Source organism: Alteromonas sp. H02, assembly GCF_059682525.1.
The window spans coordinates 5,376,587-5,391,816 of sequence record NZ_CM185021.1 but is presented as its reverse complement, the minus strand read 5'-3'; the positions used below and the strand labels follow the sequence as shown (position 1 = coordinate 5,391,816).

Genomic DNA, 15,230 nt, shown 5'->3' with positions numbered 1-15,230 from the left:
AGCGTCTGTGCGTTCACGCAGTGCAGATTTTGGCTCATTAACCGCCAGTCGCTGAATTTCCAACAATCGATTCAACAATAAAATCCACCGCTGCTTTAATCTTTGGGCTGGTGTAATCTACCTTTTGATATAGCAAATAAATACCTAAATCCTGTCCCCGACTTACTTGTACCGGGTGTTCAAAGGTTAATTCCGTCAGTAATCCGGCTGATAGCTCCCGGCTAACGGACCAGCGTGGCAACATTAAAATACCTTTCCCTTTTACGGCACTGTTGATCAACCAACGGCCATTATTGCTGGTGAGTTGTGTTTTACCCGATACATCGTGCCACTGGCCTTGGATTTCGCAGTACCAGCGGTTGGGGCCCGCCGGTGTTTTAAAAAACAGGCCAGCATGCTCAGTTAATGCCAACGGATTTTGCGTCATAGTGTGTCTGGCAAGATATTGTGGTGCAGCTACAGGGATGAAGGTGTTATCCATTAAACGTTTGGCAATAACATGCTCATCAGGGGCAAACCCTCCCCGAATGGCAATATCCACATCATCCCGGCCAAGCTTTGTGAGTGTATCGCTAATGGTCACGTCCAGCGTGATCTTAGGGTGCTGATCGACAAAGCGCTCAAGCACAGGCTGTAAGATTTGATCACCAAAGCCTGCCATCGCCGACACTTTTAGTACGCCTGAGGGCTCAGTTTGATACTCATGCACAGTTTGCTCTGCCAGCTTAACTTTTGCCAGTATTTCCTGTGCTTGGTGTAAAAACAGATTGCCGACTTCAGTCAAAGTCACTGTTCGCGTACTGCGCTTTAATAACTGTGCGCCTAATTCGGCTTCTAAATCCGCAATGCGCCTGGATACCGATGATGCGGGCACATTAAAGCGCTTCGCCGCGGCGGAGAAGCTAGCGTGCTCTGCTGTTTCAACGAAATAGTTAAGGGCTCTCAGCTTATCCATATTATTGCTTTATTAACAAAAGTTATTCCTTTTTTATACCATTTTTGACAGTAAGACGATATGCCATACTACAGCAATTAATAAAGGAGAATGCGATGAGCCAGTATAAAGAAATTCTGTTAACGGCACGCCCAGACGGCAAGCCAGTAGGCCCACACCTGTTTGAGGTAATCAATAAAGGTATCCCTACACCGGGCAAGGGTGAAATGTTAATTAAGCAAACCCATATGTCGATGGACCCGGCCATGCTGGGCTGGATGACGCCCGATGAAGACAGCTATATCCCGCCCGTGGCCCTTAATACCCGCATGCGCTCGAGCGGATACGGCGAAGTGATTACCTCAAACCACCCGGATTTCTCTCCGGGCGATAAGGTAATGGGCATGATGGGCTGGACCGAATATACCCTGAGCGACGGAAAAGGACTCAACAAATTACCCGCTGGCGTCGACGGTGAAACTGCGCTGGCTGTATTTGGTTTGCCGGGCCTGACCGCCACCCAGGGCTTATTTAATATTGGCAAGCCTCAGGCCGGTGAGACCCTGGTAGTCACCGGCGCAGCAGGTTCGGTTGGTTCTATGGTTGGTCAGCTGGCAAAAGCCGAAGGACTGCGGGTTATCGGTGTGGTCGGCAGTGACGAAAAAACTGACTGGATAGTCAACGAGCTCGGCTTTGATGGCGCGGTAAATTACAAAACCGATGATGTAGCCAGTAAGCTGGAGTCTCTGACCCCAAACGGTGTAGATGTTTTCTTTGAAAACACCGGCGGCCCGGTGCAACAGCACATTTTTGATCGCATGAATGTACACGGGCGAATAGTTGTATGCGGTATGATTGCCGACTACACCGCCGCATCGCCAGCGCCGGGGCCTAACTGGATCCCGCTAATTAAGAAACGGATTTTAATTCAGGGTTTTGCCATGCCCGACCATCTGCATGAAGCGCCCAGGCTGCTTAGCCAACTCAACCCCTACGTGGCCGCAGGCAAAATAAAATACCGCACCCATGTACTAGATGGACTGGAAAGCGCCATGAGCGCGCTTAACCTGTTTTTTACCGGCGCCAACAAAGGCAAGCTGCTTATCCGGCTGTAGCCACGCTACAGGGTGTTGGCCAAAGTTGTCTGATCAGCGCCCTTTGCTCAGCACCATGTCCACATGAGGGATACCATCTTCCAGGTAGTCTTCGGAGTTTCTGACAAAGCCGAACTGCTGATAAACCTTTTCAAGATAGACCTGTGCACCGATCTGAATGTCCGTATCCGGCCATAGCCGCTGACATTCTTCTAACGCTTTACCGATGAGTTGGTGCCCGTACTTTTTACCTCTGGTGTGCCCCGCGACAGCGACCCGGCCAATACTCACCTGCGGAAAGCTGACGCCGGGCGGTAATAGTCTGGCGTAAGCCACCAGCTCGCTATTACTGGTACCCAACAGGTGATAAACCCCATTGATACGGTCTTTGTCGTCGAGTTCCGGGTAGGGGCAGTTTTGTTCCACAACAAATACGTCGGTGCGTAATTTGAGTAATTCGTAGAGCTGGTCGGTAGTGAGCCCAGAGAAGGGTAACAAGCACCAGTTAAGCATAAAGACCTCCGCGATAATGCTGGCAGAGATGATTGCCGATCCCCCGGGTCATTGCAATGCGTTACGATGAATAAAGCGATTAATCCGCACTGTTTCAACAGGAAAAACCACACAATTATTTAACATTTAAACGGTAGGAAAACTAAACTTATTAATAATTCGTAATTTATTAATTAAGATCAATAAACAACCACCTAATCACAAGTTGCTGTTTTATATAAATTTATACTCTTTTTCGCCATTTAAAGCCAACCATACCCCGGGAATAATTCGTTAATGGTATGTTGACTGTAGTATTATCATACAATAGTATCAACACCCCAAGAATAACAATGATAAAGAATTTAGATTTCGACCTGATTGAAGTCGATACCTTACAACGCGCCAGGATTTTCACAATTGGACGACATACCTGTGAACTGCGCATTCACATATATTTGGAGATAATACATGTTTAAACGTGCTCAACTTGCCAGCGCCGTTTTATTCGCACTTTCCGCACAGCCTCTGTATGCCCAGGACACCGACAGCATGCCCAGCGAGGACGAGGTTGAAGTTATTGATGTACGTGGGGTAAAGGCCAGCCTTAATTCCGCGCAAAACATGAAAATGAACGCTTCGAACATTTCTGACCTTATTGTTGCTCAGGATATCGGTAAGTTACCGGATAACAGCGTAGCCGCAGCACTGCAACGGGTAACCGGTATTCAGGTAGCACGTACAAACGGCGAAGTTGCCCAGGTATTGATTCGTGGATTACCCGATGTCGTTACTACCATGAGCGGCCGTAATATCTTCACAACCACAGGTCGCTCTATTTCACTGGCCGATATTCCGGCTGACCTGGTTTACTCCGTTGATGTGAAAAAATCCATCAGCGCGGCAGATATCGAAGGCGGTATCGCCGGTAGTATCGACATTCAGTTACGTCGTCCGTTTGATTTCGACGATGGCTTTTCAGCCGCGGGTAACCTGCGCTATGAATACAGCGATGAAGCTGAATCATGGAACCCGGTAGGTAGTATTACCATTAATAATAACTGGGAAAACAGCAACGGCCGCTTTGGTGCTATGCTCAGCGTTTCTCACCAGGACCGCGACTTCCAGGACCAGGTAAACTTTGTTACTGCGCCGTTTATCCTGCCAGACAGCGTGGTGAACAACCCGAATTCTGCGCCGCTTAATGTAGCCGGCGCGCCGGCAATGGCGCCAAACGTGATTGGTGGCTACTTCCGCTACGGCGACCGTACGCGTGATTCATTCAATGCCAGCTTCCAGTGGGAGCCAAATAGCAACAGTTCATATTACCTGGACGTGTTCGGTGTTAATTACGAGCAAAACAGCCAGTTGAACTTCTGGGTACCGCTGCCAAGCTGGGGTGGCTGGGGCCAGGGCTACGTAGAGTCATATAAAGAAGGCTCTAACGTTGCGCAGTCCGTAGTTCGTCCGGATGCACCAGGCACTATCACCAGTAACCAGTCGTTCTTCAACGAATCTGACACCTACCAGTTTGCCCTGGGCGGTAAATGGTACTTCGATAATGTTACCGTTGAATCAGACCTGGCTTACACCGATACCGAAGCGAATAACCGTGGCTTTATTCTGGATTTAGCGTTCTTTGCTGACACTATTATCTATGACTTCGACAAGAACGGCGCAGGTATCTCCGACGTTCAGATCCTTAACAGCGACGGTCAGCCTTATGACATGACCGACCTTAGCCAATATTACCTGTGGACCAACTTCGATTCACGTGGTCACCAGGAAGGTGATGCTATCGACTGGACGCTCGATGCCAACATTGCGCTGGACTCCTGGATCCACTCTGTAGACGTAGGCGTGCGGGTTAATAACCGCTCTGCTTTCAACCAGGAAGCCGATACCGCGGGCCGTGGTAATATCTCTGGCCGCGATATTCCATTAACCGAATTCCCGGGCCTGGAGGACTACTCACCCAGCGGTTACATGAGTGACGTAACTAACCTCAACAATACCCAGTGGTTAACGCCAAATGCAGGCTACCTGTTGAGCAACCGTGCCGACATCCGTGAAGCCATGGGTTACTCGCGTGCCGAGCCAGACTTCCTGCCAGCACGTTATTACGATAACACCGAGAAAAACTACGCCATCTACGCGCAGGCTAACTTCAGCAATGAGTTTGGCGATATGCTGCTTGATGGCCAGGCGGGTTTCCGTGTAGTGCGTCTTGAATCTGAGCTGAACGGTAATAGCATTACCGACGGTGTAGTAGAGCCGATTACGGTTGATACGAGCGCTACCGAAGTACTGCCAGCGGTGAACCTGCGTTTACAGGTTACCGATGAAGTCTTCCTGCGTGCGGCTTATGGTAAAACCATTAAGCGCCCTAACTTTGCCGACCTGAATCCAAGCGCGTCTTACTTCCTGCCTACCGAAACCGGTTCAATTGGTTACGGTAACGGCGGTAACCCCGAGCTGAGCGCGGTTGAGTCACAAAACTACGATTTAGCAGCAGAATGGTACTTTGGAGAAGCCAGCTCGTTAACCGGTACCTTGTTCTACCGTGATATCGACGGTTATGTGAAGTACGTAGCCAACGAAGAAATCGTTGATGGCCGTGACTTCTCTATTACCCGCCCGGTTAACTCCGGCGCCGGTTCACTGGAAGGGGTTGAACTTGCCTATACTCAGTTCTTTGAAAACCTGCCAGCAGTACTGGACGGTTTGGGTGTTCAGTTAAATGCTACCTTCATGGACCACGAGGCAGAGAATGCGGAAGGTGTGATGGAACCATTACCAAACGTGTCTGATGAGTCTTACAACGCCATTTTGATGTATGAGCGTGAAGGTCTGAACGTTCGCTTAGCCTACAACTGGCGTAGTGAATGGTATGGTAGCTTTAACGAAGTAGGCGACCAGCCAGGTAGTTCAGTGGTTCACGATCCAATCAGCTCTCTGGACTTCTCAATTAACTACGACGTAAACGAGAACCTGACAGTCAGCTTCGACGGTACCAACCTTACTGACGATGTGGCAAACGACTATTTTGGTGGTGACTCATCTGAAGATGCCCGTTTGTACCCGCGTGATACCTATATCCGCGACCGTACATTTGCATTGGGTATTCGCTACAGAATGTAGTCAGTTCGCTTTGCAATCCCCCCTTTAAAACCCCGCTGACGCGGGGTTTTCTTTTTTAATAGCACGGAAAATTCCGCCTCTTCAATTCAAAAAACAGCGGCTTGGGCTGTCATAGTACGAAAGTATTGTGGCTCAGCGCTTAAAAATCCGGTTGACTGACACAAAATGGCGCACGTCCACAAGACCATTTAAAAAATAACAAGAAGTAGTTGCTATGCAGTTAACCATAAAAAATAAACTCCGCGCGTTAGCAATTCTACCGGTCCTGTTTCTTAGTATTTTTCTACTCTTTTTAAATAACTATGAAGCGGAATCACTGGTTGAATCGCAACTGCAAGAAACCCGCGAGCAACTACTGGAAGTTAAACACCAGGAACTCAGGCACTACATCGACCTGGCCCTCTCATCGGTAAGCGACCTAACGACAGATCCCGCCAACCGTGCAGAGGGGCTGGCTCGTTTGCGCCAACAGCAATTTGGCGACAACGGCTACTTTTTTGGCTACGACAGTCAGGGCATACGACACCTGCTGGGTAGCAGTGACAACGGCCTGGGAGAGAACTTCTGGGATCTTCAGGATAAAAAATCTCAGTACATTGTGCGCGACCTGGTCGCCACCGGTAAACAAACCAATGGTGGCTATTACGTTTATTATTTCCCGCGTCTGGGCGAGAGTACACCGCTGCCCAAACTGTCCTATGTTCGCTACATTCCGGCCTGGGATCTGGTCATTGGTGCCGGTTTTTACATTGATGATATCGATAATTACATCAGTACCTTAAGGGAAGAAGCCAGCGAAGCTCGTCAGGACACTTTCATTCTGACTCTGGTGATTACGGTAGTGATTTTACTGATTGCGGTTGGCACGTCGTTTTTAATTTCCCGAGGGATCCTGCAGCGTCTGCTATCGTTGAGTAATTCATTTCACGAACTCACGCAGGGCGATGGCGATCTGACTCAGCGTGTTAACGACGGTGGTAACGACGAAGTCAGCGGGCTGGCGCGTAACTTTAACGGCTTTGCTTCACGCATCCATCAGTTAATCAGCCAGGTAGCGTCACAGAGCGAATCCGCGTATCAGTCGACCACTGCCATCAGCAGCGATACCAAACACGCCGGTGCACAACTGCGTAAAGGCCAGCAAAGCAGCCACACGGTATCGGGCTTTGTTGGCGATTTGGTGGTCTCAGCCAGAGAAATTGCAACCAATGCTACGCAAACCGCTAATGCGGCGAGCCAGGTGAAAAGCCACTGTGATGAAGCCAATCGCTCTATCGATGAAACCGTACAGGTGATGAGTGGCCTTGAGTCTGAAATTTCCATATCTGCCGAGCAAATCGCCACGCTACAAAAAGACGTAGTGGAAATAGGTAAAGTACTGGCGGTGATTAATGGGATTGCCGACCAAACCAACCTGCTGGCCTTAAATGCGGCGATTGAAGCGGCCCGCGCCGGCGAACAGGGCAGGGGCTTTGCGGTGGTAGCCGACGAAGTACGCGAACTGGCACAACGCACCCAGGGCAGCACCGAAGTAATAAGTCACACCATCACTCGCCTTGAGCAATCGGCAGCTAATGCGGTAGAAACCATGACTGTAAGCAGCGCCAAAAGTGTTCAGGCCAGTCAGGTAACCCAACAATCACAACAAGCACTTAGCCAGGTGAATACCGCACTGGCAACCATTAACGCGATGAGTGATTCAACTGCAGCTGAAACAGAGAGTCAGGTAGCTTTGGGCGATCAGTTGCAACATCACGTTCGAGATCTGGTTACTACGCTTCAAGACATTGTAGAACGTTCTGAGGTGAGTCAGCAGACGGCTGATAAGCTGGCCGGCCAGATGCAGTCATTGCGCCACCTCATGGCACAGTTTGTTATTTAGTTGCTTGGTTAAATTGCGGCAAAAAGGTGATTTTGCCAGGCACGATCTCCATCTTTAACGGCACATTACCAAGCCATGCCAGACCACCTTTTGTCGTATCAATCTGATAAACCGGATGCGTAGCCAGGTAACTGTTAAATAACCCCATATAACGGTCTGCCAGCGGAGTCAGGTTACCCTTAAAACCCGCCGCATCTATCTCACTGCGGGTCAGTGTCAGCGAGCGCACATACAGGGCTTTTTCCTGCTGGTTGTAATACGGCTCACCTTCCAGCCCCAGTTTGACCTTAGCCGGGTAACGCAACCCAAACACTGACACACTGGCAATGGCGTCTGCCCGCAGCGCAACCACTGAACGATTATCCTGCCCTACTATCACCTCCAGCGATGACACACTAAGCATAACTGGTATGCCCGCTACTGAGGTTTTCTGGCTTAGCTGGTCGAGATGCTCTAACAAACCTTGCTCAATGTCATGCTCAGTGACTGTATAGGAGGCAATGGAAGAAAGAGTGCTACAGGCGCAGATAAGGCCAAGCAGCATAGCAAGAATAAAGCTTCTTAATAACATGCAGGGTACCGGATGAGTTTCAACCCGGTTAATCCTACACCAAAACAACTAAACAAAGCGCTTTTTATGGTTTAAGGCCCACACGCTGGTGGGCCTTTTCCTTCTATATGTCAATTCACCGGACTACAGGGTAAATAACACCTTTACCGAATCATTAACCGCTGCCGCATCGACAAAACCAATGGCATCGGCTGAGCCACTCACCGTACTGAGTACCTCAGCATCGCTGCCCAGCTCTTTTGGCGGCCGGCCACCACCAGTAAATGCAAGTTTGGCCCAGTAAGCTTTATATTGCGACGCGTTTCGCGATAGCACTTTGTCTATAAACTCTTCCGCCACAGCCCCTTTTTGCATAAAAGGGGTGAGCGATTTGTCTTTACCCAGGAAAATCTGCGCCACTTTACTTTGGTCTGGCATCTCAGCGCTTGAGGAATTAACCACCACAGCAACATCAGCAACCACGCTGGTCGATATTGTCATCATGGCGGTTACCAGTACCAGTGTTAATTTATTAAGCATTAATCGTTGTTTCATCACCACGACTCCTTAAAAGACTGTGACTAAAGCAGTCTGGATTACACCCTGATTACCCGCATCTTCAAAATCCACATTGGTGTATTCAACTTTGAGAGCAACAGATGGATGAAAATCCCACCTTACGCCAACGGAATAAAAAGGCCGGGTGTAAGTATTGTTGTCGATTACAGTCTGAGTTGCACCTATCAGGGCATCGAGCTCGGCACTCGCGCCGAGAGGTACCTGCTTAAAGCTTTCGTCATAAGCTTCCACCTTATCCTCGCCAACGGTTGCGTGAATCTGTGCAGAACCAAACCGTTTACCCACTGAGACCATCCATGGCGTGTAATCGCCGATCAAACCGTTATCCAGTGATGACGGAATATATTCAGCCACAAAAAGCCAGTCCTGATTATCAAAAATCACGCCGACCTCAAGACCACTGTAATCATCCTCATTGACATCGAGATCACTACCTACCTGCGGGAAAGGGGTGGCGGACCAGGCATCAACCAGCGGCCCAAGGCCAAGTTCACCGGTGATCTCAAATTGAGTGTAACTGCTGCGAAATGTCCACCAGCCATAATTTACGCTCGCCACTACGCTGATAATGTTATTGATCTCATAAGCATTAGCGCCGGCTTCAAAGTCCTCCTGACCGTAATACAACCGCAAGTCCAGATTCGCATCACCAACAGTGAAATTGTGGATTGAGGCGATACCATCGATGGAGTCAAAAGGGGCTTTGTAGACTTCAGAAGGCGGTGAAATCCAGTGATAAGCATAAGACACATCCAGATAATCGGAGTACAGGTAGAGCGGTATACGCTGCCTTCCGGCCTGAATACGCCAATTCGAGTCAAGTTCATAAGACAGGTAAGCCCAGGTGAATTCAGGCTCCCAGTCATCACTTCCCCGCGCTCTGACCTGAACCGTTGCAGTTAATCCGTCAGTGAGATCTGAATAAGCCTGAAGGGCAAAAAATGAGCCTTGTTTAAACTCAATGTCGTCCGTGTAGCCACGAACTGTCACCTCATCGTCAGTCGCTATTCCACCGACAACACTACCAAATCCACTGAAATTAATTTCGGCATGGGCGCTGTGCGTTACACCAAGAAGTGAAACGGCTACAGCTATCAGTTGTTTTTTCATAGTATTTTCCAGGTAAATGAATAACCAGCCATCTCACGATGGCAGACCAATTTATCAATTCCCGTTATCCCCGGGCTTTTAAATCAAACTGTTTCGTGATGAATGTCAGACCCTGAACTGGCGGGCGATATTTTCCAGATTCTTGGCCAGACCAGCCAGTTCGGTGCTTGCAGAAGCAAGTCGATCGGAATTCTGCGAGGTTTCATCCGTGCGGGCATATATCTCATCTACAAACCCAACGATTTGCCGTGCAACCGCCTGCTGATCATCCGTCGAACTGGCAATCTGGCCATTCATGGCGCTGATTCGGTTGATCGTTTCGGCAATAACAACCAGGCTGTCACCCGCTTTATTAGCTTCCGCAACACTCCCCTCAGCCTGAGACGTACCGCTGGACATCACGGAAACAGCCTGATGGGCAGCGGTTTGTAAACGTTCGATAGTTTGTTGAATTTGTTCTGTTGATTGTTGAGTTCTTGAGGCCAGAGTGCGCACTTCATCGGCCACCACAGCAAAGCCGCGGCCCTGCTCACCAGCCCGGGCAGCTTCGATGGCCGCATTGAGTGCCAGTAAGTTGGTTTGCTCGGCAATGCCTTTAATAACATCGAGCACCACGCCCACCTGATTAGAGTCATTTTCGAGCTTTCTTATTACTTCAGCCGTTTCTTCCACATTCTGGGCCAAGGCCTGAATATTAGTGACCGTACTGTTGACCACCTGCTGACCGTTGTTAGAGGCAGATGAGGCCTCGTCTGCGGCTCTGGCAGCTTCTGCGGCACTCTCGGCCACCGCAATCACTGAGTGATTCATATTATCAACAGCCTGCTTGGCATGGACGGCAGCCCCTTGTTGCTGACTAATATTCTGATTGGTTGTGTCGGTTAGCTGATTCAGGTTCTGAGCAAGATCAGACAGGGGCAGGGTAGTATCAACAATGTCTTTTACCACACGCTGAAGTTTTTCCATAAAGCGGTTGAAGTATTTCACCAGATCGCCCACTTCATCCTGCGCGTTAGTCTGAATACGAATGGTCAGATCGCCGTCTTCCTCAGCGATGTCACGCAGAGATTTAACCACCCGGGTTAAATTACCGGTAATGGTTTTGGTAATCGGGATGGCTGTACCAAATAACACCAGCGTGGTTAACACCCCCATCAGAAGCCCCAGCCAAAACAGGAAATCCTGAGCACTGTTGTATTGCTCAAAAGCCTTTTCAAAAGTTTGCTGCCGACTACTTTTAAATCCGTTGAGCTGATTTATCGCCTCGTCGTAACGGCTATTCATGGTTTCGAGCTGATCACCGAGGGTGGCAAAGTCTGCTGTATTGTCCAGAATGGAACTGGTCAGCGATAAAGCCATTTTACTGTAGGCATTAAAGGTATTAAGAATCGTATTAATGTCGCCGGATAGTTCCGGCGCAATCCGGCTTATGGAGGTCAGATCGGCTCTCACCACGTCCGCTTTCTGCCTGGCTGTATCAACGCCCTCTGTGTCACCAGTGGTCACCGAGGAAGCGAGTATGTCGCGGACCTTTTCCATATTGGTTAACGCTGAGGTACTTAATTGCAGCGCAGGAAAGTCAACGTTTTGGGCGGTCTCTAGCTCGCTGGCATTTTGTGCCGAAACGACACTGTTGATAATCACAAAGATTGCAAAACTGAGGGTGCCAATGATCGGGATAAGGAGAATTTTTTGTCCGACAGTCAGCCTCAAAAGTAAGTTCATGAACGCTATAGCTCCAGAGAATTAAATACACCAAGACGGCCATAATCGCCGCGCCTATACCATGAAAAGTAGTCGACGCCCCCTTATTTGCAAGTAAACAGCACGGCGTTTATATTGAAAACAGCGTCTTATGTGATCTTGCTCAAAGAGGTCATCATCGGGAGCAAAACCACAACAAAGGAGACATTATGCGTTGGTTAATTTGTTTAATAGGGCTTTTTTGCCATTCAGCATTAGCCACAGATAAAGAAGCTGTTGATAAGGTAATCAGCAACTTACATAAGTTTGCTGCACAGGCAAACTATGCCAGTTATTTTGCGCAGTATGACGAGGAAGCCGTATTTATTGGCACCGATGCGTCTGAAACCTGGACGCTGGAAGAATTTAAAAACTATGCGAAACCGGTTTTTGATCGGGGTTCTGGCTGGACGTATAAATCCAGGGAGCGTCACATTTACTTTTCACCCAACAAGGATGTCGCCTGGTTTGACGAACTGCTGGATAATGCCTCACTGGGATTGACCCGGGGGACGGGCGTGTTGGTTAAAACCGAGGCGGGCTGGAAAGTCACTCAGTATCACTTAACCATTCCAATTCCCAATGACATTGCCGACAACGTAGCTGAGCAGATCAAAGCTTATAATGGGATGCACTGAGTAAGACCCGCCATTCAGGCGGGTCAGATTATGCGTGATTAGTTGGTAATAGGCTGGATAGACAGCTCAACACGACGGTTTAGCTGACGATTCGCGGCAGAGGTATTAGGCACCTTAGGCTGAAACTCCCCCATACCAACAGTAGTGATACGCTGGCTGTTTACATTGTACGAAACCAGCAGGTTTTTTACGGCATTGGCACGACGCTCCGATAACGCCTGATTGTAATCCTCAGCGCCTGTATCGTCAGTATGGCCCTCGATCATCAATACCGTTTTCTCGAATTTATTAATAACCAGCGCCACATCATTGAGCACCGGATTAAAATTAGGACTTATTGCCGATGAGTCGGTCGCGAAGGTGATATCGCCCGGCATGATAAGACGCAGTGTGTCCCCCTCACGAACGATATCCACACCAGTATCAGCCAACTCTTCGCGCAATGCTTCTTCCTGTTTATCCATGTAATTACCAATTGCACCGCCGGCAATGGCACCTACCACTGCGCCCCAGGCGTAACGTTTTTTATCGTGGTCGCCGGTGGCTTTACCTAATAAGGCACCAGCAACCGCACCAATAGCGGCTCCGCGCTGGGTGTTGTTGCTGTTAGCACAACCGGTTAAAGAAATAGCAGCAGAAACGGCACACACTAATAATAGCTTTTTCATAATTTCCTCAGATAACTTACGCATACAATGTGACGGGAGCAAATCCTGTTCCAACAATAACTTTAGATTAATGAACGTCAGATGAATCCGCCGTTCAGTTATAGATATCAGGGAGTTGTGGAGGTTTAGGGGCGAATAGATGAGAGGTAATGTGGCAGTAATTACAGCAACCGCTCAGTGCAATAATTGCAATGTTTACACATTCAGCTGTTTCTAAATTGCAACACCTTCTGTTAAACCATGATTGACTCTTTAAAGAAGCGATTAATATCAATATTGTATTGCGCCGGGGTGACGGCCTTTACAATATTGATTTGCAAATCTTTACTGAGATCGATGTCTTTGGGCGTTATGTAGTGCCCGCCGCTAATGGAATAGAAAGTTTTAACTACCGGTCGCAGAGGCTGCTGCTCATTTTGATGCATAACCATCGCCACCCGTTGATTGGATAACTCAACCAGTGACCCCAGTGGATAGATGCCCATGCATTTAATAAATTGCTGCAATAAGGTGGCATCCAACTTGGTTTCACTGTCTTTCATCAGGATCTGCAGGGCTTTCTGACTCGGCATTCCGGCTTTGTAACAGCGATCGGCCGTTAGTGCATCGTACATGTCTGTGATGGCCAGTATACGACCGTTGTAAGAAATATCCTCGCCACTCAGACGATTGGGGTATCCCTGGCCGTCGAGTCGCTCGTGGTGTTCACTAACCACTTTTATCAGGCCGGTATCTAATTTCATGGCAGACAAGAACTCAACCCCATACTCAACGTGTTTTTTCATCACGTCCATTTCATCTTCGGTTAACCGACCGGGTTTATGCAGAATTTCATCAGGGATTTTGATTTTACCCAGATCGTGAAGCAGCCCGCTGTAGGCAGCCGCTTCGATCTCAGGCTGAGACATTCCCAGGGAACGGGCAAAATGAGCAGATAAAATGCCAACGTTGAGGGAATGTTCGAGTAAGTAGGTGTCTTTCTCGCGGATCCGCGAAAGCAATAACAACGCATCCGGGTTTCTATCCAGCGAGCCCACCAGCGCCCGGGCAAATTCTGCCGGTACAAAGTCGTCGAAAGGGGTACCTTCCTGGACGGCATCATACAGGCTCTTCTGCAGGACAATTCCCTGCTGGTACAAGCTTTCCGCCTTAACCAGTTCCGCGGCAAGCGGCACTCGGGTATCCAGCTCAGGTTGCCTTTGTTCGCTTGCTTTTGGTTTTGCGGTGTGGGAAGACAGGTCGGTATCAATAATTAACCGCTTGATGCCTTTGCGCTTTAACTGGTCAATAATGGCCTGACTGGTTACCCGGCCACGGGTTTTTATTTGCACCGTTCCGGCTTTTTGTTCAGCGATCTGCAGCACGTACATGCCGACTTCCAGCTGTTCAATTCCTATTGTTAACGATGCCATAAGTTCCTTGCTCAGAGAGAAGACATTAAAATGCTAACTGATGCAGCAGTACATCCAGCCCCGGCTCCCAGCCATACAGCTTGAGATTTACCCGATTATTCTGCACCAGTACCTGTTCATCTGCCAGCAGCTCACATTGGGTAAGGGCCTGTGGCGTACCGGCCACAAAAGCAATCTGCCCATTGCTGCGTAATACACGGTGCCAGGGTAGTGTAAGAGAGGCGGGTACATTGCGCAAACAATACCCGACATAGCGGGCACGCCCTGGTAGTCCTGCTAAATCGGCAATTTTTCCGTAAGACGCCACATTTCCCTCTGGAAGGAGCCCTACGGTGTGCCAAATGCGTTCCGCTGGGGTAAGCTTACGGCTATCCGTACCAGTCGACTCCTGTTTAGTCATGCGCAAACAATGCCCTAATTGTGGTTACCCTGTACAAACCTGCCTCTGCCATGCAGTTCAACCGGTTACTAACTATACCGAAGTCATCATCCTGCAACATCCCAAAGAATCGCTGCATGCTAAAAACACGGTACGGCTGCTTAGCCTGACACTGTCAAACATCACCGTTCTGACGGGCAAACTGGCTGTCGACTTTACTGAGCTTGACCAGTACCTGGCGGTCGATCCTAAACCAACGGCGGTGTTTTACCCTGCAGAGCAAAGTACCGAGTTATCCCCCGGTGCTGAAAATGTTTCTACTCGCATCAAACGCGCGATTTTTATCGATGCCAGTTGGAAGCAGGCCTATGGTATCTGGCAGAACAATGCCTGGCTTAACCGATATCCGTTTTATAAACTGCCACTGCACCATAGTGGTCAGTATACAATTCGCAATTCTGAACTGGAATACAGTTTTTCTACGTTGGAGGCAGTGGCTTATACCCTGGAGTATGTCGAACAACTCGATCCGGCACCACTGCTAAGTTTGCTCAATACGTTTACTGCCCAATGGCAGCGTTTTCTCCCGCGGCGGGATTAATGCCAAT

General features: G+C 49.0%; 14 protein-coding genes. 5 read left to right on the top strand and 9 right to left on the bottom strand.

Features of this window, described 5'->3' with window-relative positions; genetic code table 11:
• Positions 1-37: 37 nt before the first annotated feature.
• Positions 38-955, bottom strand: a complete 918-nt coding sequence (locus tag AC566Q_RS24855) for a LysR family transcriptional regulator (protein WP_105935476.1) — start codon at positions 953-955, stop codon at positions 38-40.
• Positions 956-1,050: 95 nt separating this feature from the next.
• Between AC566Q_RS24855 and AC566Q_RS24850 the strand changes: the two genes are divergently transcribed.
• Positions 1,051-2,049 (top strand): NADP-dependent oxidoreductase, encoded by a 999-nt coding sequence (locus AC566Q_RS24850; protein ID WP_499612231.1) that lies wholly within the window; start codon positions 1,051-1,053, stop codon positions 2,047-2,049.
• 33 nt (positions 2,050-2,082) lie between these two features.
• Here the strand turns inward: AC566Q_RS24850 and AC566Q_RS24845 are convergent, their stop codons facing one another.
• A complete protein-coding gene (locus tag AC566Q_RS24845; RefSeq protein WP_105934775.1) occupies positions 2,083-2,541 on the bottom strand; it encodes a GNAT family N-acetyltransferase in 459 nt (152 codons plus the stop codon).
• Between the two features lie 450 nt (positions 2,542-2,991).
• Here AC566Q_RS24845 and AC566Q_RS24840 point away from each other — a divergent pair, with 450 nt between their 5' ends.
• Together AC566Q_RS24840 and AC566Q_RS24835 are read left to right on the top strand one after the other, a co-directional pair.
• A complete protein-coding gene (locus tag AC566Q_RS24840) occupies positions 2,992-5,661 on the top strand; it encodes a TonB-dependent receptor (RefSeq protein ID WP_105935409.1) in 2,670 nt (889 codons plus the stop codon).
• Between the two features lie 214 nt (positions 5,662-5,875).
• Complete coding sequence (locus tag AC566Q_RS24835; protein ID WP_105935410.1) at positions 5,876-7,543, top strand: methyl-accepting chemotaxis protein; 1,668 nt, start codon at positions 5,876-5,878, stop codon at positions 7,541-7,543.
• Here AC566Q_RS24835 and AC566Q_RS24830 read toward each other — a convergent pair.
• From AC566Q_RS24830 to AC566Q_RS24815, 4 genes are all read right to left on the bottom strand, one after another.
• The gene (locus tag AC566Q_RS24830; RefSeq protein WP_499612229.1) at positions 7,536-8,114 is read right to left on the bottom strand and encodes a YceB family lipoprotein; all 579 of its coding nucleotides are present in this window, start codon (positions 8,112-8,114) and stop codon (positions 7,536-7,538) included. The genes AC566Q_RS24835 and AC566Q_RS24830 overlap by 8 nt on opposite strands.
• A gap of 123 nt (positions 8,115-8,237) precedes the next feature.
• Positions 8,238-8,648, bottom strand: coding sequence for a phosphate ABC transporter substrate-binding protein (locus AC566Q_RS24825; protein WP_240621983.1), 411 nt, complete (start codon positions 8,646-8,648; stop codon positions 8,238-8,240).
• Between the two features lie 12 nt (positions 8,649-8,660).
• Entirely contained in the window at positions 8,661-9,782 is a 1,122-nt protein-coding gene (locus AC566Q_RS24820; RefSeq protein WP_499612227.1) for a porin family protein, read from the bottom strand.
• Positions 9,783-9,887: 105 nt separating this feature from the next.
• The gene (locus tag AC566Q_RS24815) at positions 9,888-11,507 is read right to left on the bottom strand and encodes a methyl-accepting chemotaxis protein (RefSeq protein WP_499612225.1); all 1,620 of its coding nucleotides are present in this window, start codon (positions 11,505-11,507) and stop codon (positions 9,888-9,890) included.
• A gap of 188 nt (positions 11,508-11,695) precedes the next feature.
• Between AC566Q_RS24815 and AC566Q_RS24810 the strand changes: the two genes are divergently transcribed.
• Positions 11,696-12,163, top strand: a complete 468-nt coding sequence (locus tag AC566Q_RS24810) for a nuclear transport factor 2 family protein (RefSeq protein WP_499612223.1) — start codon at positions 11,696-11,698, stop codon at positions 12,161-12,163.
• Positions 12,164-12,201: 38 nt separating this feature from the next.
• Here AC566Q_RS24810 and AC566Q_RS24805 read toward each other — a convergent pair whose 3' ends face one another.
• The 3 genes from AC566Q_RS24805 to AC566Q_RS24795 all read right to left on the bottom strand — a co-directional run bounded on the left by AC566Q_RS24805 (position 12,202) and on the right by AC566Q_RS24795 (position 14,643).
• Positions 12,202-12,831: a YiaD family glycine zipper/OmpA-like lipoprotein gene (locus AC566Q_RS24805; RefSeq protein ID WP_123324224.1), complete on the bottom strand. Its 630-nt coding sequence runs from the start codon at positions 12,829-12,831 to the stop codon at positions 12,202-12,204.
• Positions 12,832-13,064: 233 nt separating this feature from the next.
• Positions 13,065-14,243, bottom strand: coding sequence for a cyclic di-GMP phosphodiesterase (locus tag AC566Q_RS24800; RefSeq protein WP_499612221.1), 1,179 nt, complete (start codon positions 14,241-14,243; stop codon positions 13,065-13,067).
• A gap of 25 nt (positions 14,244-14,268) precedes the next feature.
• Complete coding sequence (locus AC566Q_RS24795; protein WP_499612219.1) at positions 14,269-14,643, bottom strand: MGMT family protein; 375 nt, start codon at positions 14,641-14,643, stop codon at positions 14,269-14,271.
• On the opposite strand from AC566Q_RS24795, the gene AC566Q_RS24790 reads away from it, so the two are divergent.
• Positions 14,642-15,223: a tRNA-uridine aminocarboxypropyltransferase gene (locus AC566Q_RS24790; protein WP_499612218.1), complete on the top strand. Its 582-nt coding sequence runs from the start codon at positions 14,642-14,644 to the stop codon at positions 15,221-15,223. The two genes, AC566Q_RS24795 and AC566Q_RS24790, sit on opposite strands and share 2 nt — an antisense overlap.
• Positions 15,224-15,230: the final 7 nt, after the last annotated feature.

Coding starts and splice junctions, on each gene's coding strand:
- AC566Q_RS24855 (WP_105935476.1), bottom strand. CDS start 955: ATGGATAAGCTGAGAGCCCTTAACTATTTCGTTGAAACAGCAGAGCAC.
- AC566Q_RS24850 (WP_499612231.1), top strand. CDS start 1,051: ATGAGCCAGTATAAAGAAATTCTGTTAACGGCACGCCCAGACGGCAAG.
- AC566Q_RS24845 (WP_105934775.1), bottom strand. CDS start 2,541: ATGCTTAACTGGTGCTTGTTACCCTTCTCTGGGCTCACTACCGACCAG.
- AC566Q_RS24840 (WP_105935409.1), top strand. CDS start 2,992: ATGTTTAAACGTGCTCAACTTGCCAGCGCCGTTTTATTCGCACTTTCC.
- AC566Q_RS24835 (WP_105935410.1), top strand. CDS start 5,876: ATGCAGTTAACCATAAAAAATAAACTCCGCGCGTTAGCAATTCTACCG.
- AC566Q_RS24830 (WP_499612229.1), bottom strand. CDS start 8,114: ATGTTATTAAGAAGCTTTATTCTTGCTATGCTGCTTGGCCTTATCTGC.
- AC566Q_RS24825 (WP_240621983.1), bottom strand. CDS start 8,648: ATGAAACAACGATTAATGCTTAATAAATTAACACTGGTACTGGTAACC.
- AC566Q_RS24820 (WP_499612227.1), bottom strand. CDS start 9,782: ATGAAAAAACAACTGATAGCTGTAGCCGTTTCACTTCTTGGTGTAACG.
- AC566Q_RS24815 (WP_499612225.1), bottom strand. CDS start 11,507: ATGAACTTACTTTTGAGGCTGACTGTCGGACAAAAAATTCTCCTTATC.
- AC566Q_RS24810 (WP_499612223.1), top strand. CDS start 11,696: ATGCGTTGGTTAATTTGTTTAATAGGGCTTTTTTGCCATTCAGCATTA.
- AC566Q_RS24805 (WP_123324224.1), bottom strand. CDS start 12,831: ATGAAAAAGCTATTATTAGTGTGTGCCGTTTCTGCTGCTATTTCTTTA.
- AC566Q_RS24800 (WP_499612221.1), bottom strand. CDS start 14,243: ATGGCATCGTTAACAATAGGAATTGAACAGCTGGAAGTCGGCATGTAC.
- AC566Q_RS24790 (WP_499612218.1), top strand. CDS start 14,642: ATGCGCAAACAATGCCCTAATTGTGGTTACCCTGTACAAACCTGCCTC.
- AC566Q_RS24795 (WP_499612219.1), bottom strand. CDS start 14,643: ATGACTAAACAGGAGTCGACTGGTACGGATAGCCGTAAGCTTACCCCA.